Raw genomic sequence first — 22,046 nt, 5'->3', positions numbered from 1 at the left:
ACTATAGCTCTAGACGCACCCCACTAGCTTTTTGCTCAATCATTTTTCTTAAAACCGTACCAATATAGGCACCGGCTTCAACGGGAGGTGTGCCTCCTGAATGAATATTGGAAACCACAGTTCTGTCTGACTCTACTGTTCCTTTTCTTGGTCTATAGCACATATACGCACTCATGGAATTGGCAGAAACAAGGCCCGGTCTCTCTCCAATCAAAAGAACGAGTACTTCTGGTTGCAAAATTTCACCGATATGATCCATACATGCTACTCTTCCACCTTTAACAAAAAAGGGTGTTCCTTGTGTTAACCCGTTTACCTCTAATGAATCCAACAATGCTGGATAAATATCTCTAAGATTTGCTTCAATCGCACTTGCACTTAATCCATCAGAAACAACAATTTGTACTTGAGGTTTTTTCACACATTTTTCTTGAATGGTTTTGACTGCTTCTTCCGTAAGAACGCGTCCTTTGTCTGGTCTCTTTAAATAAACTTCTTTGTTTTCATAACAAGTCTCGACCGTAAATAAACCAAATTCTTCAAGTAAACTATCAAGGACTTCTCCACTCACAGCGTCAACGGCAGCGGCATGATCAAGTTGTAATTTTAAAATCGTTTTAGTCAACGGGCGTGTTCCTGTTCTCCATACCCCTATACGCGCGGGCGTGACTTTTCGCAATTCGTCAATTCCTTCAGGAAATTTCGGATTTGGAACGGAGGTTAACCAATCAAACGTCGTATAATGAAACTTTTTTTCACATTCTTTTTCATCAATGTTTTCTTTTAATTGTCGAGATACTCTAGTCTCTAATTCCACCATCACTTTCTCAACAATTCGTTGAATATCCACTTGATTCATTTTCGCAGATCACCCGCCTTCAGAACTTTATAAAAATAAAGTGGGATCACCAGCCATTGATGTTAACTTTCCGTTCTCCATAATTCCCATTTTTTCTAACCATCGCTCGAACTCCGGAGCGGGCCGCATATGGAGCAACTCCCTTAATGTAGCAATATCATGGAAACTAAGAGATTGATAATTTAGCATACAGTCATCTGCCATCGCCACCCCAATCAAAAAGTTCACACCTGCTGCAACGAGCAGAACGGCTAAGTTTTCCATGTCATTTTGGTCTGCTTTCATATGATTGGTGTAACAAACATCTACTCCCATCGGCAAACCATGAAGTTTCCCCATAAAGTGATCCTCAAGTCCCGCGCGAATAACTTGCTTACTGTTGTATAAATACTCCGGTCCAATAAAGCCCACTACCGTATTTACCATAAACGGGTTATATCGTTTCGCCAGCCCATAGCACCTAGCTTCTAATGTTAATTGATCTATACCATGGTGGGCATCTGCTGATAGTTCTGACCCCTGTCCTGTTTCGAAATACCATACATTTGGACCAGCAGCCGTCCCCTCTTTTAAAATTAATTCATTTGCTTCATCTAGCAATTCCACACTAATGCCAAATGCTTTGTTTCCCAGTTCTGTACCGGCCAAGCTTTGGAACAATAAATCTGCTGTTCCTCCTTGTTTGATTGCTCGCATCTGCGTCGTGACATGCGCTAAAACACAGTTTTGTGTAGGAATACCCCATTTTTCCATCAATTCTTTTGTCATATTTAAAATGGCTTTTACACTATCTGCTGTGTCGATTACAGGATTAATTCCAATAACGGCATCTCCAACACCATAACTCAAAGCTTCGAAAATGGCTGCCTTGATTCCTTGTAAATGATCATTCGGGTGATTGGGCTGCGCTCTTCCCGCCAATCGCCCCTTTTGGCCGATTGTTGTGTTGCAACGCGTTTCTACCGTAATTTTTGATGCAGCTTGTATCAAATCTAAGTTTGTCATAATCTTTGTTACAGCAGCGATCATTTCGCTTGTTAACCCTCTACGGATATGAGAGATTTCATTGTTCGTGACGTTCGGGGACAAAAGGTACTCACGAAGTTCCGCAACTGTCCAATTTCGAATGGATGCATAAATTTTTTCATTAACTCCTTCCTCGATGACACGCGACACTTCATCTTCCTCGGGCGGCAAAAGAGGGTTGTTTCGAATATCAGCAAGGGTTAGGTCTGATAAAACATGTCTCGCTGCAATGCGTTCTTGTGCATCTTGGGCATGAATGCCTGCCAGCTGGTCGCCAGATTTTTCTTCATTTGCTTTTGCCATAATTTCCTTTAAACTTTTAAATTGATATGTTTTTCCCATTAGAGTGATCGTTGTTTTCAAATAGAATCACCTCCTAACTCTTCGTAAAAGCTAATGTTTTGACTACTACAGGGACCATACTTTGATTGATTGTTTCCCCTATGTCAATGTAATCACCTTGTTCAACTATAACTTGATCAATTGAAATAATATCTACTTTATTTTTCGATTGAAGTACTAGCAATTGTCCAAGCGCTTTCGCAATATCGTCTTCACAAATGACAACTATAATCGAATGATTGGGGAAATGCTTTTCATAAAGTAAAAACAATATCTTGGCTATTTCTTTTAATACAGAATAAGAACAATGAAAAATCCCCTTCATACAAATCGCAAAAGGAAGTTCTTGATCTTCTTGGATGTATTGCTTCCAATCCATCATGGCTTGTTTGATTTGCTTATACACATAATCTCTATTGTTTATCTGGTGATGATCTAGCTCAATCATCATAATGGGTAAATTACGAATAGGGAGACGCGATGAAGCAACATGTATGGTAGCCCCGCTAATTTCTGTGCTTTGCATCCCGGCTCCGATTACGGTTGCACGAGATGTTTGCGTTGCTTTGATTAGTTTTAATGAACACTTTTCAATTGCTTTTACTACTTCATGAGCAAGAAGCGGACCAACATCTCCATAGATAGCTGTATCATAGATTGTTTTAGGTGCTTCTTCCTCAAGCAACCGACCGATCCCTCCCGAAATCATCACTTCATCGATAGGTGGAATCACTTGAAAGCTCGTACTGTGAATTAGTGAATCATCCGATCGAATCGGTTGCTGACTAGTTAACGAATCTAACATATCGTTGCACATTTGCTGGACAATTTGCTGGATTTCTGTAAAACTAATTTTTTTGTTTATATACAGTTGATAATTTTTTGAATCCAACCAAGATTGAATAGATGGAGATATAAATGTAATTTCTCCATTCTGACTTAATTCGATTAGTCTCCCACCAACATGATAGGTAATAGTACCTAATACTTTTCCTCTCTGAAAAAGAACAACATTCGCTGTTCCTCCCCCTATATCAATGTTAGCAATGATTCCTTTTACTTCTTTAGATCTCGAAAAAGCACCCGATCCTTTGCCTGCAAGTAGTGCTTCCAAACTGGCGCCAGCTATGGCAACTACAAAATCCCCCGATTTTTCAGCCAAATAATGCAAGATGCTCTCCGCATTTTTTTTCGTCGCCGTTTCGCCTGTTATAATAACAGCTCCAGATTTTACATCACGTATGTCGACCCCTGCTTTTTGATATTGGTCTTCAAGCCATCCTACAAGGGTTTCCAAATCAATTTCATCCCGTTTCCCTTTTAGCGGTGTTGAGTACATCGGACTCTCATACACAATGTTTCTTTCAACAATTTCATAACGAGGCAACGAAAAATGGTTGGATACTTTTGCATATTTTAAATGACTGACAACAAATTTTGTCGTACTTGTTCCGATATCAATCCCTACACTAATAATTGTTTTACCTTCCACTATAATTACACCTCAGGAAATGATTACATATCATTTATTCGTCATCGAATTCTCATATTTTTCGAGAATTTTTTCTGCCAATTTAAACATGGAAATACGGTGTTCCATGCTCTTTTTTCTCATCCATTCATATGCTTTTTCTTCTGAACAAGAAAATCGTTTCATTAGCTTGCCTTTTGCCTTCTCGATTATTTTTCGTTCCTCTATTGACTTTTTTAATAGTTGGATATCTCTTTCTAACAAGCGGAACTGCTCCTGTTGGCTTTTCGCAATCTCAATGGCTGGAATTAAATCCTCTTCTGAAACAGGCTTTACTAAATAACCGGTTACTCCTGCCTCTTTTGCATCATTTACGAGCTCACGTTGACTATAAGCAGTTAGTAAAACAACAGCACAAAGATTGAATTTTCTGATTATTCTAGTTGCCTTTATCCCATCCATTTTTGGCATTTTGATATCCATAATAACAATATCCGGTTTGAACTGATATACTAAATCAATGGCCTCCTCTCCATTTCTCCCTTCCCCCACCACCTCATATCCCGCTTGCATGAGCATTTCCTTGATATCCATGCGAGTGATTGGATCATCATCCACAACAATAAGTTTCAATGTACTCATGTCACTAGGCCCTCCTTGGGAAGCGGAAAAGTAACGGTCACTTTTGTCCCAGGGTGATTATTTTCAAATTCTAAAATTCCTCCTAAATCTTCCGAAATGAGCGTTTGACATATTTGAAGCCCTAGCCGTCCTTTTTGCTGTACTTTTTCAAGATCAACCCCTACACCGTCATCTATTACTGCAAGGCTTACAATTTGATTTTGTTTTTTCAACTCAATTCGGATAACTCCCTCATCAAGATTGATAAACGCATGGTTAATGGCGTTTTGTACCAATTCATTAATGACAAGAGCTAAAGAACTAGCCTTTTGAGAAGGTAAATAAAGAGAACATCCTTCAACTTGAATTGTAATCTTTTGTTCCGATTGTTTCATAGATGAAATAATGGCATTCGACACTAATTCAATCACTTCTTTGCATTCAATCATATCCGTTCCTTCCAATGAAAGAACTTCATGAATAATTGAGATGCTCGTAATTCGATTGATGATTTCTCGAAAAACTTTTTCAACTTCTTGGGAGTCTATTCGCCTCATTTGCAATCGCAACAAACTGGCAATCGTTTGCAAATTGTTTTTAACACGGTGGTGAATTTCTCTAATAACAGCTGATTTAATCATTAATTGCTTTTCTTTTTCTTTCAATTCTGATAAATCCCTCAAAAGAAGCACCCCTCCTACTGTTCGGTTATTCCGTTGAATCGAAACAGCTTTTAATTGAAGAAAATGCTCTCCCAGTTCGAATTCATGAAAAAACATTCCTTTTTGTATATTAAGTTCTTCTTTAATCATGGAACCAAAAGGTAGTGAATCCACTTTTTTCCAACTAATAAGTGCCCATTTGCTTCAAACATCTCTTTTGCTCGATCATTGGCAAACATAATTTGATAATCGCAGTCAAATAATAGCAACCCTTCATGCATCAAGTCTGGAATCGCAACTTCTGACATCGCTATATGATAAAGAGTTTCACTTAATTGCTCTGTTGTTTCCATTAACAACTCTACATTTTTCTCCTGTTGTATTTTTTCAGTAATGTCTTGCTCCATGATTAATACACCTATTATCTTTCCAGATTCATTTGCGATGGGCATTACATTTTGCTGCATGTTTACATTTTCCTGAGAAACCCCTCTTGATCCGATAACAGGTCTGCCGGTTTTAAAGCAAAAGAATACCCCAGGCTCGTTTTCCTTATAAGCAATTTTCCCAACAACTGGTTCTCTATAGAGTGATTTACCTGTCATTGGATGAGCTTCAGCGACAACGATCGCTTCTTCTCCCCCCGGTAACAAGCAATCAATAAACACATCTGATTGTGATAGATCAGAAAATAACTGCAAATACTTGGACAGCTCTTCTATAATTTTGATATCCTCTTTTCTTAAAAAAGAAGCCAACGCAGATACCTCGAGAATCAAGTTTCTACAACTCCCCTTCTTTTCTGTTTAGTTATCTTTATTTTTTCATTTTTTTCACAATTGGTAAACAAAACTTTCTAGACAACATTTACTAAAGGTACGACAAAATTCGATCTTTTAATTCCTTTATTCCCGCAAGAGTAACAGAAGAAGTCAAATAAATATCTCCTACAGGCAGTACAGTTCTTAAAAATCGGGTGGCTGTCTCGATATCTGCGTTAGGATGATCTATTTTTGTTATGACTCCAATAGGATTAAGAGGAAACCCAGATGCAAAGTTCGGGGGTAAAGCACAACCCCTTCGTGTAGCATCTTGAACAATTAATAAAACTTTTGCCTCCAACGCTGTCGCCATTAATGTACGATAATACATTGGATTCTGGCTGTATTCCCCTGGGGAATCGATAATCCAATTTGCATATTCAAGAGCCTGTGTTTTTTTGGCAGAAGAATGTTCCTCACCAAGTAACCTTTTCGCCAATGTAGACTTTCCCGAGCCAACCGGTCCAATAATAAGCACTTTTCCTCTTTTCATGACCTTGTGATCTCCGCAGTTGAGAATTTTAAAGTTTTAACAAAAAACTCCTTTATGTTTTGTATCGCTGTTTCCACATCAGAAACATTGCCGGTAATAACGACTGAACCTGTAAAACGATCTAAATAACCGATCTCTACATCGGCCGATTTTGTCGCGATATCCGCAGCAATAATGGCGGTCTCGGTTGGAGTCACCGTTAAAATTCCAATAGCTCCCGCCTCATTTATGCCAAGGCGTGTATATAATGATTCATCAGGATTGGCAATAATATGAGCTAGATTCAATTGTTTTCCAGGCACATACTCTTGAATAATCCGCTCTTTTCTCTCCATATCTTTCTCCTTATTCTTTGCAGTATTCGAAAGAATCGACAATTCCTACAACAACTGCATCAACAGGAGAGTCCTTACTGATTAATATTCGAGCAGAGCTTCCCCTTGAAACAATGACCGTTTCACCTTGTCCCGCACCTATACGATCAGCACATATAACTTGTGTGCCTGCATCCGTTCCATCGGCGTGGATGGGCTGAACTAACAAAAGTTTTAAATGTTCCATTCCGACCTCTTTTTGCGTTGCCCAAACACTCCCCACCACTTTCCCAAGAAACAAGAGGATCACTCCTATACAAATTTGACATCAATCCTCTTTTCATTTAATAGGTCTTTTGCTTGCGGTGTAATTAATACTTTCTTATTGACTATCAGTGAATCATTTTCCTCCAAATAGTAATGTACCCAGTCTGCTGTTACTACGTTTCCTTCAAATCTTTTTCCTTTGTCCCCATTCTCTGATGAATGTGTTGGAGAACCGCTCAACTTTTCTAAAATTGCTTCGTATATTCGTTCTTGTTTTGTAAGGATCACTCCCATGTTTTTTAAATCTTCTTTATATTGAATGAAAAGTTTTTGGTAAGCGGGCGGCAAGGATAATTTTTTTAATGTTCTTCGATCAGCACGCTTAATCCCCGGCACATCCTCACCAATGATGACTGGCTTCCCCAAAGTTAATGCAGAAAACACAATCTCCGCTTTAACCGAGCCTTTGAGCCCAAGTGCTATCCTTGCTGCATTATCTAAGTCAATTTCCGGAATTACTACTGCCTCATATTCTTTCGGAAGTTCTAAAGGAGCAGGAGCCAATTCGTCCGCCGCAATCACCTTCGTGGACCCTGTCGACTCAATTTGATGAAGGCCAAGCCATGCGGACGTCTCCCCATCCAAGAATAAAAGATCGTATCCAATTTCTGTATTATCAAGTTGGATTAGCTGATCTGTAAATAATTCGTGAGCTGAACTATCACAAAAAATGAATAATACCTTTTTGCGCACCTTTTGAGCGCTATTAGCTTTTTCCAAAAGATCACGCACAATTGTTTCGACTAATGCTTTCAACTCTAAATTCGTATTATGCTCCATTTCATCACCTCTAAGCATTTACGCTAAAAGGTTCGCCATTTCTCCCGATTACTTTTACAAAATCCCCTGTCTTTAAGTTCGCCGCATTTGCCTCATCGGTATCAATATGGAAATCAAGGGTAAATCTCTCGTTTACTCGAACAACGACTTCTGGAAAAATAATCGATCGATCTGATATGGCTTGAACAATAAGTCGATCGCCGTCTTTCACATTGAACTCCTTTGCATCGTTTGGAGACATATGAACATGATTTTTTGCAACAATAACACCTTGTGAAATCGTTATAGAACCAGCTTTTCCAACAAGTGTAATGCCAGGCGTCCCTTCAATCGAGCCAGACAGCCGGACGGGTGGATGGATTCCAAGAGTAAATCCATCAGTGCGCGAAATCTCTACTTGAGTCAGTTCTCGAGCAGGACCTAAAATCCTCACTTTCGACAGAACGCCTTTAGGCCCAACAAGAGTCACGGTTTCCTCCGCAGCAAACTGTCCTGGCTGTGAGAGTGAACGGTATGGCGTTAATTCGTATCCTTTTCCAAATAAGACTTCCACCTCATGGTGCGAGAGATGAACATGTCGATTAGAAACTCCTACTGGAATCCTCAATTCCTTTGCTTTAGCGATAGTTCGAATGGAGTTGCTGCCCATTACCTCAATTTTTATTCCTCGATCACGCAAAAAGTCTTGGGCAGCGGGCGTTAGTCGATGTTGATGCGAAATGAAATAAGGATTTGATAACGTTCCTTTTAACATTTCCGATCTTAAATACGTTTCCGTAATTACCGCCATTGACTTCTAACCTACTCTCCCGCTTTTGGAAGAAGAAGTTCGATATCTGCATGGGGACGCGGAATCACATGAACAGAGATCAATTCTCCAACCTTTTCTGCCGCTGCAGCACCCGCGTCTGTTGCTGCCTTTACCGCACCAACATCTCCTCTTACTAAAACTGTTACCAATCCGCCGCCCACTTGCACTTTCCCAATTAACTTTACATCTGCAGCCTTCACCATTGCATCTGCCGCTTCAATGGCTCCAACTAACCCTTTTGTTTCAATCATCCCAAGCGCCGAATATTCTCTCGCCATGTTGAATAACCTCCCCAAAGTTTTATGATGTTAGATTTTCATTTCCGACAGTATTCTCTTAACAATCTCTGCAATCTCTTCTCTGCTGACTGTTACATTCCCGCCTCGATCTACGGAAATGTTTTTTTCCGTTTCAGAAGCATCCGCCGTTTTGGCTGGCTGCAAAGTTCCACTCTTGGTAGTCTTGATCATCATCCCCTTTATACCAAATGCTACTCGTTTTATATTTATCAAGTGCTGTGGCCCGATGTTATCAGATGTAATATTGTTTCCATAAGAGCCACATCCAAGTGTCAAAGATGGAAAAATTCCTGTTGTTGCTCCTATCCCTCCAAATGCCGTTCCAGAGTTCACCACAATTCTTGAAGCTGGTTGCTTTAAAGCAAACGCTTTGATTACTGCTTGATCTTGACAATGGATCCCAAATGTATGTCCTAATCCTCCTGCCTCTAATAATTTAATGCAAACATCGCATCCTTCCTCCCAACCATCTACTGTATACAAGGCTAAAATCGGAGAAAGTTTTTCAATCGAAAAAGGAATATTTTTTCCAATCTCTTTTTCTTCCCCTATTAGCACTTTGATCTCTGCAGGAAAAAATAACCCTGCCATCTTACCGATTGCTTGAGGTGATTTTCCTACAATTTTCGGGTTTAAGGTTCCGCCAGTGAGAAGGATTGATTCGATTCTTTCTTTTTCCATTTCCGACAATAGATACGCACCATATTTTTTGAGTTTATCGATAAAATCCTGTTTGATTTCTCTTTCTACAACAACAGCTTGTTCTGAAGCACAAATGGTGCCATAATCAAACGATTTGCTCTCAATGATATGCCGCGCCGCCTGATCCAAATCGGCGCTTGTGTGAACGTACACAGGAACATTTCCTGGCCCTACCCCATAGGCAGGCTTGCCAGAACTATAAGCTGCTTTCACCATCGCGGGACCGCCGGTTGCAAGGATGACATCCGTCAATTTATGCGACATTAGTTCCCTCGTTCCCGGTAAAGATGGATATTCCATACACTGAATAATGTTTTCCGGTGCTCCAGCCTCTTTTGCAGCTTTTGCCATAATCTTTGCAGCTTCTAATGAACACTTCAGTGCTGAAGGATGAGGACTGAAAACAATCGCATTTCGTGATTTTACCGCAATAAGAGATTTAAAGATGATGGTGGACGTCGGATTCGTCGAAGGAATCACTCCTGCGATCACACCAACAGGCTCCGCTATTTCCCAAACTTGTTTATTTTCATCACTACCGATAATTCCGACCGTTTTCATATCTTTAATGGCAGCATAAACCTCTTTTGCTGCAAAAATATTTTTTATCGTTTTATCTGTTTCATTGCCGAATCCAGTTTCCTCTGTAGCCATTCGTGCTAAAAAGCTCGCATGTTTTTCCGCCTCTAAAGCCATATTTTCCACAATTCGATCAATCTGTTCCTGCGACAATTCTGCTAATTTTTTCTGTGCTTCCCTAGCTTTATAGAGAAGATTCCTTGCTTCCTGAACCGATAATAAATCAAAGTCTGCCATCATCATTGAGTGTCTCACCTCCCTGAGCAGTATACATATTGGCTGCTTGTGCTACATCAATACTTTTACTATCTCTAGCTCGACTTTTTTTCCTTGTTTCACTCTTTTTTCTCTCTTTATTAACCAGTTTATTAATTACATTACTACTAGGGCGTGGAATGACATGAGAGGTACGATACTCTCCAATCTGTTTGGCCTTCTCTACTCCTGCTGAAACAGCTTCTCTCACAGATGCTACATCCCCAATAAAATAAACTGTCACAATTCCTGCATCGGGTTTATGATATGTAATTATCTGGATATCGGCTGCTTTTGCAGCTTCATCAGCCGCTGCAATTAACGAAGTCAATCCTATTGTTTCAATCATACCAAGTGCATATTTTTTCATCGTCATGCCCCGTCATCATCCCTTTTTCTAAAAAGATTTATGAGGGTGCCGTGCAATATCCTGTACTGCTTCCGCAAAAGCATGAGCTGCTGCTGTACATGCAGATTGACTTCCAGTTAATAATCCTCCTCCAAAATTTGTTTCAGTCGGAGGGGCATACAGTTCACAAATTTTCACATCAGAGGCCTTTAGTGCCGCATCTAATCCGTACATTGCTTCAAGGGGGGGCGCTATTAAATAAGCTAATGGCTCACCTTGTTGAATCCCAGCAATCTTTGATAAGTAACTGCCTGTTCTCGATATTGTACAAGCATAATATGCATGGTTGCCTTCCTCATTTAATGAATAAAAGCAAGGGCCATTTTCAATCACCTCAAACACTGCTTCCAATCCACTCTTTACGTCAGAAGGATTTTCTGCCCCCAAAATCCCGATAAACTCTCCAGAGAGGGGCCCCGATGCATGAGCAGAGCCAGCATAGAAGGATTTGGCATATACTACTTCGACCGCTGCCTTTTTGGTAGCTTCATCTAAGGCCGTATATCCAACATCATCAATTGTTAATGTAACTAAAGCAAGACTTCGAATATGGGCTGCTAAATTTAATTTAATTGCTAAACCAGGATCAACATTTGAGATGATTCGACTAGCTAACACTTTCGCCCTAATTGGTTCTCCAATCACAATATTTCCACCTCCCCGAAACAAAAAGGTGCCTATATACAGAGGATATTCTCTGCATATGTAGGCACCTTTGCCTTACCACTTATGAACATGTAAGCATAGACCAAAACAAATTTCTAATAATCAGTATATTCATAATAAATTTATTTGTCAATATTTTTTAAAATATACTCTATCCCCATGCCCAGTTCTAAACACTCTATTTCCATTAGAAAAACCACTTCATCAAATATTCCAACAAGATCCCCCACGATTCCAAGATTTTTAATCCCCAAACGTCGTTCCTTCAAACCCAAGCAAACCAAGTACCGGAAGCAACAATGCCGGCAGGAAGGAAATCAAAATGCCGTTAGCAAATGCCCCCAGCACTACTACCCATCTGCCTCTTATGGAATTGCCGAATACACTGTAGCCGCTCCAGCGAAATCTTGAAAAGATAAGCCCAAATTCCAACACCCCAATTGCGCAAAAATTGGACTGATTCAATAAAAAAGCCACACGATCGATTTGTGTGACACCATCTAAACTATCTGCCCCTTCCTTGTCCGAACTCCTGCACTAACCGTGCGTGGACGCTTCCTAAGAAGGAGTGACCGTAAGGCAGTTGTCATTGCCCCCAGTTTTTCTTCGACTTATCTTTGCACGATCATATCCCGATCGTAAAGAATAGTTCAATCCTCATCCATTAAATATCGTTCCCATTCATCGTCGTCAGACGAACGATGAGGTTCATATCCGCTTCCTGTTCCTATTAACCGAAGCAGCGCGATAATTAATGCCAAACGGATCAGAATACGCCGTAGTCTTCCTCCAATATTCACCCGCATAACAATAAAATCATCGCCAACTCCCAATAATGTTCCGTGGAATTTTCCATGCACCGTCACAACAGTCACACGCTGCCCAACTAGCTGACGGGCTTGATGTTTAAAATCCATCGTTTCTCCTCCTTTCTACACTAACTATGTAATGTTTTGCAGGAGAAAAAGGTATGGTCATGATAACTACTGCAACAGCGGATTTTTTAACATCACTTGTCAAGAAGTCTCCCGCCTCTACACAAAATGTAGGTGTAAAAAATCAAAAAAATCCTCCCAGCCAATAAAGGCTAGGAGGATCAGATTCTTTAACGAATCCCTTTCATCAATCTCCCGATTCTTGGTGCAATGGCCAATAAGATCAAGCCTAGCACAAGCGCCGCACCGCCGATCGTGCCGAAATAGGCCGTTTCGTTTTCCGGCGTATAGAAGCGGACGAGCTGGGCGTTGATCGCTTGCGCGGCGGCGTTCGATAAAAACCAAAGGCTCATCGTTTGCGCTGAGAAGGCCGCAGGCGCAAGTTTCGTCGTCGCCGACAGGCCGACCGGCGACAGGCAAAGTTCACCAAGCACGACGATGAAATAGCTTAACACAAGCCAGATCGGATGGACGAGCCCTCCGCCGCTTAAATGGCCCGGCACGAGAATGACGATGAACGACAGGCCGGCAAACAACAAGCCGAGCGCGAATTTTTGCGGGATCGTCGGCTGCCGTTTACCGAGCTTCACCCACATCCATGCGAACACCGGAGCCAAAATGATAATAAATAACGGGTTCAGCGACTGGAACCATGCAGGCGACAAGTGGATGCCTGCTACATCCAACTGCGTCCGCTTGTCCGCATAGTTCGCCAAAATTGTCGATCCTTGTTCTTGAATCGCCCAAAACATCGCTGAAGCGACGAACAACGGAATGTAAGCGATCACGCGCGACCGCTCCTCCGCCGTCGTTTTCGGGCTGCGGTACATGACGACAAAATAGATGATCGGGATGATGATTCCTAAGATGCCGACAAGGGAAATAAACGTTTCCACAGTGAACCAACCGTTCGGAATCAAGATTGCTAGCAGCACGGCAATCACGACCGCCCCCACGGCCATGATCGAAGCCGCTTTTTTCTTTTCTGCCGGCGTCAGCGGGTTGGGCACGTACGTCCCCGCCAACCCGAGGTTTTTCTTTCTTGTCGCCACAAATACGACAAGCCCGAGAAACATCCCGACAGCTGCAAGGCCGAAGCCAAGGTGGAAGTTGTACTTCATCCCGGCCGTTCCAACAACAAGCGGAGCCAAAAAGGCGCCAAGGTTAATCCCCATGTAAAAAATGCTAAATCCGGCGTCGCGGCGGTCATCGCCAGGCTTGTACATATCGCCGACAATGCTCGAAACGTTCGGTTTCAACAACCCGGTTCCCAAGACGATGAGCGCCATCGACACAAACAGCGCCGTCACCCCGCCCGGAATCGCCAGGGCGATATGACCAGCCATAATGAGAAGGCCGCCGTAAAAGACCGCGCGCGACGTGCCAAACACCCGGTCGGCAAGCCAGCCGCCAATGATTCCGGACATGTACACAAGCGCCCCATAAATCGACATAATCGCGAGCGCCAGATGCTCATCAAGCCCGAGCCCGCCTTTCGATACTTCGTAATACATGTAGTACACTAAAATGGCGCGCATGCCGTAGTACGAAAAGCGCTCCCAAAACTCGGTGAAAAAGAGCGTAAACAGCCCTTTCGGATGGCCGAAAAAGCCGCGCTGGGGAACGCTGGCAGCGATTTGTTGCTTGTCGATCGATGACATAACCACTACCTACCTCCTTTAAATTCTTTTAATATAATAATTCATTATGTTTATATTGTCAAAAAAATTTTGTATGATTTATATCATGGTAAATAAAACAATAATATTAAGAAAAATAATATTATTTAAATAAAAATTCTGAAAAACATTTCTCCCTTTCCGTTTTCTTCGTTATAGGAAAAACCCTTTTCCGCTTTTCGTTGATCATGTATAATCAATGGCAGGGAATCGTCGTTTCCCCACAACACCATTTCCTCTTTTCCATCTCATCTGCATCTTTGTGTCCACCGCAATTCCCTTATCTTATTGACGATTAGGAAAGGATGTTGTCCATGAGCGAGCCGTGGCATCTTATTTTGGACAAGCTCGAAATCATGCAGCAGGAAATGGCAGAGATGAAGGCCAATATGGCCACCAAACAGGAGCTTGAAGACATCAAAGCCAATATGGCTACCAAGCAGGAACTTGAGGACATGAAAGCGAATATGGCGACAAAAGCGGAGTTGAATGAAATCAAAGCCGACATGGCAAAGGGATTTGCCGCTGTTCATCAAGCCATTCGGGAAATCGATGTGATCGTGAAACGGCTTGAACGGAATCAAGAGCAACAAATGCAACTATTGCTGCGCCAAGAGCGGATCATCGATATGTTATGCCGCCGGTCGCTTGAACATGAAGCGGCAATTTCAGATCTTCACCTTGCCCTCAAAGGCTGATGCCCGCCTCATTGCCGCTTTCGCTCCGCGAGGCATTGTGCATGAATCTATGCTTATTGATGATGGGAAAAGACATTGTTCATTCCGTCCATTTTCTCCCCCGTGCAAAATGTGTTATACTGATCATGACACATAAAATGAAGGGGGATGTGGGGATGCTATACCCGTATAACGGAAAACGTCCGAATGTTCATGAAACCGCATTCATTGCCCCGGGAGCCTATTTGATCGGAGACGTCACCGTCGGTCCGGAATCGACCATTTGGTTCAATGCCGTGCTGCGCGGCGATGAAGGACCGATTACGATCGGCGCTCGAACGAGCATTCAAGACAATACGACCTGCCATTTGTACGAAGGGTCGCCGCTCATTGTTGAAGATGAAGTGACGGTCGGGCATAATGTGATCCTTCACGGCTGCACGATCCGCCGGCGCTCGATCATCGGCATGGGGTCGACGATTTTGGATGGGGCCGAAATCGGTGAAGAATGCATCATCGGCGCCAACACGTTGATTCCGTCCGGCAAAAAGATTCCGCCCCGCTCACTCGTCATTGGCTCGCCTGGAAAAGTGGTGCGTGAACTGACGGACAAAGACCTTGAGCTCATCCAGCTGTCGATTGATACATACGTGCAAAAAGGAAAAGAGTATCGCGAACAGCTGGCCAATCATCGGTAATAACGCCTTGAACGCTCTCCCACCTACGCTAAACGCTTAAAGGTGGGAGATTCTTGAGAACACCCGCCTCACAGCAAGCTGTTAACCAAGCCATCCCCGCCCACTTCAAGTGGGGGGGCTTCTCGGCGCGAGATGATCAAAACAAAATCATCAGAGAACAGATGGTTGCACGAAAAAACGATATTCGCGGCCATCTGTTCGTACAGCTTTTAAAAGAAAAAGAGCCAGCCAGAGGGCATGGCTCTTCGTTTATGATTCATCCGTGTTTTGCACAATCATCTTCCACACTCGAAAAACCGTTTCAATGCGGCGAGGCGGTGTTTTTCCGAACTTGCTTTCTGTTTCATTGGCAAAAGATGAATGATTCCTGATCTCAATGCTTCTACCGCTTCTAACAAACATTCGTTGCTGCTTGGGTGCGGACAAAAAGGGAATTTCATGTCTTCCTCTCGCGCCGCTAGAAATTCATCACTTTTTCGATGGCATGCAAAACGCGCGACGGCGTTGGCAAATAATCGTCTTCATAGGCGAAAAACGGAACCGGAACGTCAAATCCCGTCACCCGTTCGACTGGTGCATGTTGATAGAAAAACGATGTGTCATTGATGACGGCGAGAATGTCATTGGCTAACCCACCGGTCGCATGCGCTTCTTGGACAATGACGGCTCTTCCTGTCTTTTGCACCGACTCGGCAATCATATCTTTATCGAGCGGGTAAAGGGTGCGCAAGTCGATGACATCGGCATCAATCCCTTTTTTCGCCGCCTCTTCCGCCGCCTTCATGGCGACCGGCACCATAGCGCCCCAGGCGATGACGGTCACGTCGTCCCCTTCGCGAAGTTTTTTTCCTTTGCCAATTTCAATCGCATATTTTCCTTCCGGAACGTCCTCACGAAACGCCCGATAGCTGCGCATCGGTTCCAAAAAGAGGACAGGGTCCGGGTCTTCAATCGCGGCGATGAGCAACCCTTTGGCGTCATACGGCGACGCGGGGCAGACGACTTTGATGCCTGGCATATGGGTAAACAGCGCTTCCGTGCTGTCCGAATGAATTTCCGGGGCCCGCACGCCCGCGCCGTACGGGGCGCGAATGACCAAGGGCACGGTAAAATGCCCTCTCGTCCGCGCACGCATGCGTGCCGCATGGGTCATGATTTGTTCATAGGCTGGATAGATAAAACCTAAAAACTGAATTTCTACGACAGGACGAAATCCACCAAGCGCCATTCCAATCGCTGCACCCGTAAATCCAGCTTCGCTTAACGGAGTGTCAATCACCCTCTGTTCGCCAAATTCCTCCAGCAATCCGTCCGTGGCGCGAAACACCCCGCCGTTTTTCCCGACGTCTTCTCCGAGCACGATGACATCTTCACGCTCTTTTAACATGATGCGAAGCGCGTCATTGACCGCTTGCACAAGGGTCAGCGATTTCGTCCCCACCTCGGTGATCATCTTTCCATCCCCCGCTTCCACTGAAGATACGCTTCTTTCTGCTCCGCAATCGTCCATGTCGGTTGGGCGAACACAAAGTCAAACATGTCCGACGCATCCGCCTTTGGATAACGTTCCATTTCGGCCACCGCCTGCTCGATTTCGGCGTTCACTTCCTCTTGCACTTGATTCGCCCACTTTTCATCCCACCAGCCTTCCCGCTGCATCAACCGCTCGACCCGCTTAATCGGATCGGTTGTTTCGCGCCGTTTTTGGCTTTCCTCCTGGTCGCGGTATCTGGACGGGTCATCGGACGTCGTATGGGCGCCATAACGCCATGTCACCGCTTCGATTAACGTCGGCCCCCCTCCGTTTCTCGCCCGCTCGAGCGCCTCAGTTGTTTTGAAATACACGGCAAACACGTCATTTCCATCGATGCGAAGGCCGGGAATATCGTACGCCAACGCTTTTTGCGCGATCGTTTTTGTCTTCATCTGACGGGTGATCGGAACAGAAATCGCATATTGGTTGTTTTGGTTGAAAAAGACGACAGGCGCGTTGAAAACGCTCGCGAAATTCAATCCCTCATGGAAATCTCCTTCTGATGTCGCCCCATCACCGAAGTACACAATCACCGCATTTTTCGTCCCCTTCCATTTTTCGGCGCACGCCGCCCCCGCTGCATGAGGGAGTTGCGTGGCAATCGGAACGCTCGGCGGAACGATTTTTTTTCCCTCAGGTGGAACACACCCTTCCGTCCGCCCTTTCCAGTATAAAAGCGTTTGCGTTAAGGAACGGCCGAACGTCATCATCGCCCCATGATCGCGATAGGTCGGAAACATCCAATCACCATCGTTGAGTGCAAGCGCGCTTCCGACTTGACACGCCTCTTGCCCTTCGTACGGCACATACGTCCCGATGCGCCCTTGCCGCTGCAGGCTGATACATTTTCGGTCAACCATTCTCGTGCGAATCAGATGGCGGTACATCGTCATCGTCAATTCTTTCGTGATTTGTTCACGATATTCAGGCTGCACAATCGTTCCTTCTTCATTCAATACTTGCACAATCGGAAAATCGAGTTCCATGCCATTCCTCCTCCCCATGGTATTTGAATGGCTGATCGATCAGCTCAATACCGCACGATCGCTTGCGAGCTGTTCCCCGCGAATGCGTTGGAATTCTGCGAGCAACTTTTCTACCGTTAAGCTTTTCTTTTCATTCTCATCCACTTCGAAAATGATCTGCCCTTTATCCATCATGATGAGGCGGTTTCCTAAATCGATGGCCTGCTGCATATTATGGGTGACCATCAAGGTCGTCAATCGATATCGCTCCACAATCTCTTTTGTTAAGTTGGTGATCAACTCCGCTCTGGCTGGATCGAGAGCCGCTGTATGTTCATCGAGCAGCAAAATGGCAGGTTCGGTGAAGGTCGCCATAAGCAAAGACAACGCCTGCCGCTCTCCGCCCGAGAGCAAGCCGACTTTCGCCTGAAGACGGTTTTCTAAACCGAGATGAAGGGTGGAGAGCAACTCGCGAAAATCATCGCGCCGTTTTTTCGTCACTCCGCGGCGGAGCGTGCGCTTTTGATTGCGTGTATACGCCATCGCCAAATTCTCCTCAATCGTCATGTTTGGCGCCGTTCCGGCCATCGGATCTTGAAACACCCTTCCGATATAGCGGGAGCGGACGTATTCCGGCATCATGGTGACATCTTGACCGTCAATCCAAATCGTCCCTTCATCAGGAAACAACACTCCTGAAATCAAATTCATCAAGGTTGATTTTCCTGCTCCGTTGCTGCCGATCACAGTGACAAAATCTCCTTTTCGAAGTGTTAAATGAATGTTTTGGAGCGCGATCTTTTCGTCAGGCGTTCCCTCATGAAACACTTTATAAATCCCTTTTAACTGCAACATCCGCCTCACCCTTTCCCGTTGCGGCAACGTCCATCACCTGCGCTCGATTCCATCTTTTTTCTTCTTTGCGTTTTTTCTCTTTTTGTTGACGAACCATTTGCGGAACAACGAGCGCCAAAATGACAATGCATGCCGTAATGAGCTTCACATCCCCTGTTTCGAGAAATTGGACGCGCAAAGCGAGACTCACAACAATGCGGTAAATGATCGCTCCACCGATCACGGCAAGCGTGGCTCGCGCGATCGTTTTCGTTCCAAATACCGCTTCGCCGATAATGACAGAAGCCAGACCGATAATGATCATGCCAATTCCCATCCCGACATCGGCAAACGCGCCGTACTGGGCAACAAGCGCCCCCGAGAACGCGACCATGGCATTGGAAAGGCCCAACCCTAAGACAATGAGCAAATTGGTGTTCGCCGACAGGCTGCGAATCATGCGCGGATTATCGCCCGTCGCCCGAATCGCAAGCCCAATTTCCGTCTGTAAAAACCAGTCTGTGAACCATTTAAACAAAAGAGCAAGCAACGTCATCGACAGGAGAATTCCCCATGTTTTCGCCGCGGCCGAGTCAAGTCCGATTTTCGTCCCCCATTCTTGAATGGTTGTAAAAACCGTCTTCTCATTCAAAAGCGGCACGTTCGAACGCCCCATGATGCGAAGATTGATCGAATAAAGCGCAATCATCATTAAAATGCCCGACAAAAGCGGATTGACCTTCCCTGCTGTATGAAGAAGCCCGGTCATACACCCGGCAGCGAATCCAACGAAAAGCGCCAGACACGTCGCCACAAACGGATTGATCCCGTTGACAATCAACGTCGCCGCCACAGCAGCTCCTGTCACAAAGCTGCCGTCCACGGTTAAATCAGGGAAATCCAACACACGAAACGACAAATACACTCCCAGCGCCATAATGGCGTAAATCAGTCCCGATTCCACTGCTCCCGTGATGGACGCCAGCAACAGCACTCATCCTTTCATTCGATGTATTCCGCCATTTGATCCCATTCAGGCTTCAGTTTGATTCCTTGTTTTTCCGCTGCTTGTTTATTGATCACCAATTTTAATTTTTTCGGATATTCTGGTTTGATCTCTGATGGTTTGGCTTCTCCTTTTAAAATGGCGACTGCCATTTGCCCCGCTTGATAGCCGATATCGTAGTAATCAAACCCATACGCCGCAAAACAGCCTCGTTTTAATGAATCGAGCTCTCCCGTAAAAACAGGGATTTTTTTCTCGTTGGCAACGCTGACAACCGATTCAATGGCAGATACAACGGTGTTGTCCGTCACGATGTAAAACACATCTGCCTTGCCAACTAACGACTCTGCCGCCTGTTTCACCTCGGCTGTGGTCGAAACGGAGGCTTCCACCAACTTCAAATCCGTATGTTTCGCCGCTTCCTTCACTTTTTCAATTTGCGCCAACGAGTTTTGTTCGCCCGCGTTATAAATAAGCCCAACGGTTTTCGCATCCGTTTGCTCATCGATGAATTGAATCGTTTTGCGAATCGCATCGGGATGGCTGTCCGTTGTTCCCGTGATGTTTTCCCCTGCCTTGTCCATCGATGGAACTAAACCGGCGCCGACCGGATCCGTCACGGATGTAAACACAATGGGAATGTCTTTCGTCGCATTGAGCGCACTTTGCGCGCTCGGAGTCGAGTTGGCAAAAATAAGGTCAACCCCATCCGATACAAAGTTATTGGCGATCGTTTGGCTGTTATTCATGTCGCCTTGGGCATTTTGGATATTGTACCGAACATTTTTCCCCTCTTTAAATCCCCCGTCTTCGAGCGCCTTTTTAAATCCATTGAAGGCAGCATCTAACGATGGATGTTGAATGATTTGGGTGACGCCAATCGTAAACGTTTTCTGCTTTCCATCTTCTTTCGCACCGTTCGTCGCGGCCTTCTCTTCTCCCCCACAGCCTGAGAGTGCCAAAACTCCGAAAACGACCGGTATCGCGAATCGTTTGATCGCTTGTTTCATGAATGATTCCTCCTCGCCTCTTTGATCGCTGCTTTCCAAAAGGATTTTTCTCTGAATTAAAAAATAAGGTATTATATTACGTATTTTCAGACATTTTTTCATATGGATAGACTCGGCATTAACGTCGAATATCCCACTTCGGCCGCTTTTGGTGCGTGAAAAAATGATTGCGGCGTTTGCGTTTCTCGAGCCGCTCTTCGCAAAATTGATCGGCTGCCTCGATCGTCGTTATTCCTTCCGATTCAGCCCGCGCATAAATGGCGAGCAGCGTATCATAAATCGCTTTCGTTTTCGCCAACACCCGCTCTTTGTTCGCTCCGTACAGTTCATCGGCCACTTGAATGAGGCCGCCGGCGTTGACGATATAATCGGGGGCATACATGATGCCCTTTTCTTTCAACATACGGGCGTGGCGTTTGTCAGCCAGCTGATTGTTCGCCGAACCGACGACCGCTTTCACTCGCAGCTCGGCGATCGTTTCATCGTTGATGACGCCGCCAAATGCGCACGGGACGAACACATCGGCTTCGACGCGATAAATATCCGTTCCGTTCACCGGCTTGACGGACGCCCCGATTTGCTTGCCGTACGCCACGACCTCTTTGACTGCCGCTTCGTTCAAATCGCACACATACAGATCCGCCCCTTCTTCAAGCAAACGAAGCGCCACTTTTTTTCCGACTTTTCCGAGCCCTTGCACCGCATACGTTTTGCCATGCAAATGCTTGCTGCCAAACACAACATCGTTCGTCGCCTGAATGCCGTAAACAACGCCCTCGGCGGTCGGCACGGATGAGTCGCCGCTTCCGCCATACGCTTCCGGAACGCCGACGATGCAATTCGTCTCTTTCAGCGCGTGCACAAAATCGTCCGGCGTCGTCCCCATATCCGTGCCCGTGTAAAACCGGCCGCCTAATGACTCCACGAACTGGCCGAAAGCGCGAAACAATTCCGGCGATTTGTCTTTGCGCGGATCGCCGATGATCACCGCCTTGCCGCCGCCAAAATCGACATCGGCAGCCAAGCATTTATACGTCATCCCTTTCGACAGCCGAAGCGCATCGGCGAGCGCCTCTTCCGTCGTGGCATACGGATGCATCCGACAGCCGCCGAGCGCCGGCCCAAGAGCCGTGCTATGAATGGCGATGATCGCCCTTAGGCCGGTCGCTTCATCGAGACAAAACACCACCTGTTCATGTTCACGCATTTGGAAAAACAAATCCAATCTTTGTGACATGTTTGGCGATAGCATGACATTCATCGCTTCCCCT

27 protein-coding genes are annotated in these 22,046 nt (G+C 44.8%); 3 read left to right on the top strand and 24 right to left on the bottom strand.

All coding sequences use genetic code 11. The annotated features are described in order from the left end of the window. Position 1: 1 nt before the first annotated feature. The 18 genes from eutC to T260_RS133940 all read right to left on the bottom strand — a co-directional run bounded on the left by eutC (position 2) and on the right by T260_RS133940 (position 14,033). Positions 2-859: an ethanolamine ammonia-lyase subunit EutC gene (eutC, locus tag T260_RS133875; RefSeq protein ID WP_023633563.1), complete on the bottom strand. Its 858-nt coding sequence runs from the start codon at positions 857-859 to the stop codon at positions 2-4. A gap of 27 nt (positions 860-886) precedes the next feature. Continuing rightward, positions 887-2,248 (bottom strand): ethanolamine ammonia-lyase subunit EutB, encoded by a 1,362-nt coding sequence (locus T260_RS133880; protein ID WP_023633562.1) that lies wholly within the window; start codon positions 2,246-2,248, stop codon positions 887-889. 13 nt (positions 2,249-2,261) lie between these two features. Beyond that, positions 2,262-3,719, bottom strand: a complete 1,458-nt coding sequence (locus T260_RS133885; RefSeq protein ID WP_023633561.1) for an ethanolamine ammonia-lyase reactivating factor EutA — start codon at positions 3,717-3,719, stop codon at positions 2,262-2,264. 30 nt (positions 3,720-3,749) lie between these two features. Then, a complete protein-coding gene (locus tag T260_RS133890) occupies positions 3,750-4,340 on the bottom strand; it encodes an ANTAR domain-containing response regulator (protein ID WP_023633560.1) in 591 nt (196 codons plus the stop codon). Continuing rightward, positions 4,337-5,155, bottom strand: a complete 819-nt coding sequence (locus tag T260_RS1000000140190) for a sensor histidine kinase (protein ID WP_236620412.1) — start codon at positions 5,153-5,155, stop codon at positions 4,337-4,339. The genes T260_RS133890 and T260_RS1000000140190 overlap by 4 nt, the downstream gene beginning before the upstream one ends. After that, positions 5,128-5,760 (bottom strand): histidine kinase N-terminal domain-containing protein, encoded by a 633-nt coding sequence (locus T260_RS1000000140185; protein ID WP_031212380.1) that lies wholly within the window; start codon positions 5,758-5,760, stop codon positions 5,128-5,130. The genes T260_RS1000000140190 and T260_RS1000000140185 overlap by 28 nt, the downstream gene beginning before the upstream one ends. 91 nt (positions 5,761-5,851) lie before the next feature. Further along, a complete protein-coding gene (locus tag T260_RS0119790; RefSeq protein WP_031212373.1) occupies positions 5,852-6,295 on the bottom strand; it encodes a EutP/PduV family microcompartment system protein in 444 nt (147 codons plus the stop codon). Then, the gene (eutS, locus tag T260_RS133895; protein ID WP_023633559.1) at positions 6,292-6,630 is read right to left on the bottom strand and encodes an ethanolamine utilization microcompartment protein EutS; all 339 of its coding nucleotides are present in this window, start codon (positions 6,628-6,630) and stop codon (positions 6,292-6,294) included. The genes T260_RS0119790 and eutS overlap by 4 nt, the downstream gene beginning before the upstream one ends. 10 nt (positions 6,631-6,640) lie before the next feature. After that, positions 6,641-6,910, bottom strand: a complete 270-nt coding sequence (locus tag T260_RS133900; RefSeq protein WP_023633558.1) for a EutN/CcmL family microcompartment protein — start codon at positions 6,908-6,910, stop codon at positions 6,641-6,643. An 11-nt stretch (positions 6,911-6,921) separates the two neighbouring features. Beyond that, the gene (locus T260_RS133905; RefSeq protein WP_023633557.1) at positions 6,922-7,716 is read right to left on the bottom strand and encodes a hypothetical protein; all 795 of its coding nucleotides are present in this window, start codon (positions 7,714-7,716) and stop codon (positions 6,922-6,924) included. Positions 7,717-7,726: 10 nt separating this feature from the next. After that, the gene (pduL, locus tag T260_RS133910) at positions 7,727-8,506 is read right to left on the bottom strand and encodes a phosphate propanoyltransferase (RefSeq protein ID WP_023633556.1); all 780 of its coding nucleotides are present in this window, start codon (positions 8,504-8,506) and stop codon (positions 7,727-7,729) included. 11 nt (positions 8,507-8,517) lie between these two features. Continuing rightward, positions 8,518-8,805 carry a BMC domain-containing protein gene (locus T260_RS133915; RefSeq protein ID WP_017435945.1) on the bottom strand — a complete coding sequence of 96 codons (288 nt, stop codon included), beginning with the start codon at positions 8,803-8,805 and terminating at the stop codon, positions 8,518-8,520. A gap of 30 nt (positions 8,806-8,835) precedes the next feature. Then, a complete protein-coding gene (locus T260_RS133920; RefSeq protein ID WP_081712593.1) occupies positions 8,836-10,347 on the bottom strand; it encodes an acetaldehyde dehydrogenase (acetylating) in 1,512 nt (503 codons plus the stop codon). Beyond that, a complete protein-coding gene (locus T260_RS133925; protein ID WP_227016037.1) occupies positions 10,331-10,732 on the bottom strand; it encodes a BMC domain-containing protein in 402 nt (133 codons plus the stop codon). The genes T260_RS133920 and T260_RS133925 overlap by 17 nt, the downstream gene beginning before the upstream one ends. 27 nt (positions 10,733-10,759) lie before the next feature. Then, positions 10,760-11,413 carry an ethanolamine utilization microcompartment protein EutL gene (gene eutL / locus T260_RS133930; RefSeq protein WP_031212365.1) on the bottom strand — a complete coding sequence of 218 codons (654 nt, stop codon included), beginning with the start codon at positions 11,411-11,413 and terminating at the stop codon, positions 10,760-10,762. 267 nt (positions 11,414-11,680) lie between these two features. Further along, on the bottom strand, positions 11,681-11,785 hold the full coding sequence (locus T260_RS1000000140735) for a hypothetical protein (protein ID WP_236620415.1): 105 nt from the start codon (positions 11,783-11,785) through the stop codon (positions 11,681-11,683). Positions 11,786-12,087: 302 nt separating this feature from the next. Further along, on the bottom strand, positions 12,088-12,354 hold the full coding sequence (locus T260_RS133935) for a DUF2642 domain-containing protein (protein WP_011231505.1): 267 nt from the start codon (positions 12,352-12,354) through the stop codon (positions 12,088-12,090). Between the two features lie 188 nt (positions 12,355-12,542). Then, positions 12,543-14,033: a peptide MFS transporter gene (locus tag T260_RS133940; RefSeq protein ID WP_023633551.1), complete on the bottom strand. Its 1,491-nt coding sequence runs from the start codon at positions 14,031-14,033 to the stop codon at positions 12,543-12,545. A gap of 332 nt (positions 14,034-14,365) precedes the next feature. Between T260_RS133940 and T260_RS133945 the strand changes: the two genes are divergently transcribed. From T260_RS133945 to T260_RS0119775, 3 genes are all read left to right on the top strand, one after another. Beyond that, positions 14,366-14,749, top strand: a complete 384-nt coding sequence (locus T260_RS133945; protein ID WP_023633550.1) for a hypothetical protein — start codon at positions 14,366-14,368, stop codon at positions 14,747-14,749. Between the two features lie 155 nt (positions 14,750-14,904). Further along, positions 14,905-15,426 (top strand): gamma carbonic anhydrase family protein, encoded by a 522-nt coding sequence (locus T260_RS0119780; RefSeq protein WP_013523996.1) that lies wholly within the window; start codon positions 14,905-14,907, stop codon positions 15,424-15,426. A 53-nt stretch (positions 15,427-15,479) separates the two neighbouring features. Continuing rightward, positions 15,480-15,797 (top strand): hypothetical protein, encoded by a 318-nt coding sequence (locus T260_RS0119775; RefSeq protein WP_023633549.1) that lies wholly within the window; start codon positions 15,480-15,482, stop codon positions 15,795-15,797. 86 nt (positions 15,798-15,883) lie between these two features. Here the strand turns inward: T260_RS0119775 and T260_RS133950 are convergent, their stop codons facing one another. The 6 genes from T260_RS133950 to T260_RS133975 form a co-directional block, all read right to left on the bottom strand. Beyond that, positions 15,884-16,879 (bottom strand): alpha-ketoacid dehydrogenase subunit beta, encoded by a 996-nt coding sequence (locus T260_RS133950; protein ID WP_023633548.1) that lies wholly within the window; start codon positions 16,877-16,879, stop codon positions 15,884-15,886. After that, entirely contained in the window at positions 16,876-17,946 is a 1,071-nt protein-coding gene (gene pdhA / locus T260_RS133955) for a pyruvate dehydrogenase (acetyl-transferring) E1 component subunit alpha (RefSeq protein ID WP_023633547.1), read from the bottom strand. The genes T260_RS133950 and pdhA overlap by 4 nt, the downstream gene beginning before the upstream one ends. A gap of 39 nt (positions 17,947-17,985) precedes the next feature. Continuing rightward, on the bottom strand, positions 17,986-18,780 hold the full coding sequence (locus T260_RS133960; protein ID WP_020278618.1) for an ABC transporter ATP-binding protein: 795 nt from the start codon (positions 18,778-18,780) through the stop codon (positions 17,986-17,988). Continuing rightward, positions 18,755-19,747 carry an ABC transporter permease gene (locus T260_RS133965; RefSeq protein ID WP_023633546.1) on the bottom strand — a complete coding sequence of 331 codons (993 nt, stop codon included), beginning with the start codon at positions 19,745-19,747 and terminating at the stop codon, positions 18,755-18,757. Before T260_RS133965 ends, T260_RS133960 begins: the two co-directional genes overlap by 26 nt. Before the next feature lie 14 nt (positions 19,748-19,761). Beyond that, complete coding sequence (locus tag T260_RS133970) at positions 19,762-20,775, bottom strand: ABC transporter substrate-binding protein (protein ID WP_014196076.1); 1,014 nt, start codon at positions 20,773-20,775, stop codon at positions 19,762-19,764. A gap of 118 nt (positions 20,776-20,893) precedes the next feature. Then, on the bottom strand, positions 20,894-22,036 hold the full coding sequence (locus T260_RS133975; RefSeq protein WP_014196077.1) for a Leu/Phe/Val dehydrogenase: 1,143 nt from the start codon (positions 22,034-22,036) through the stop codon (positions 20,894-20,896). Positions 22,037-22,046 lie beyond the last annotated feature (10 nt).

The sequence above is a fragment of the Geobacillus thermopakistaniensis genome (assembly GCF_000498995.1).
GTDB lineage: Bacteria > Bacillota > Bacilli > Bacillales > Anoxybacillaceae > Geobacillus > Geobacillus thermoleovorans.
Note: the sequence above shows the minus strand (reverse complement) of the source record. Positions and strands in the feature narration are given on the sequence as shown.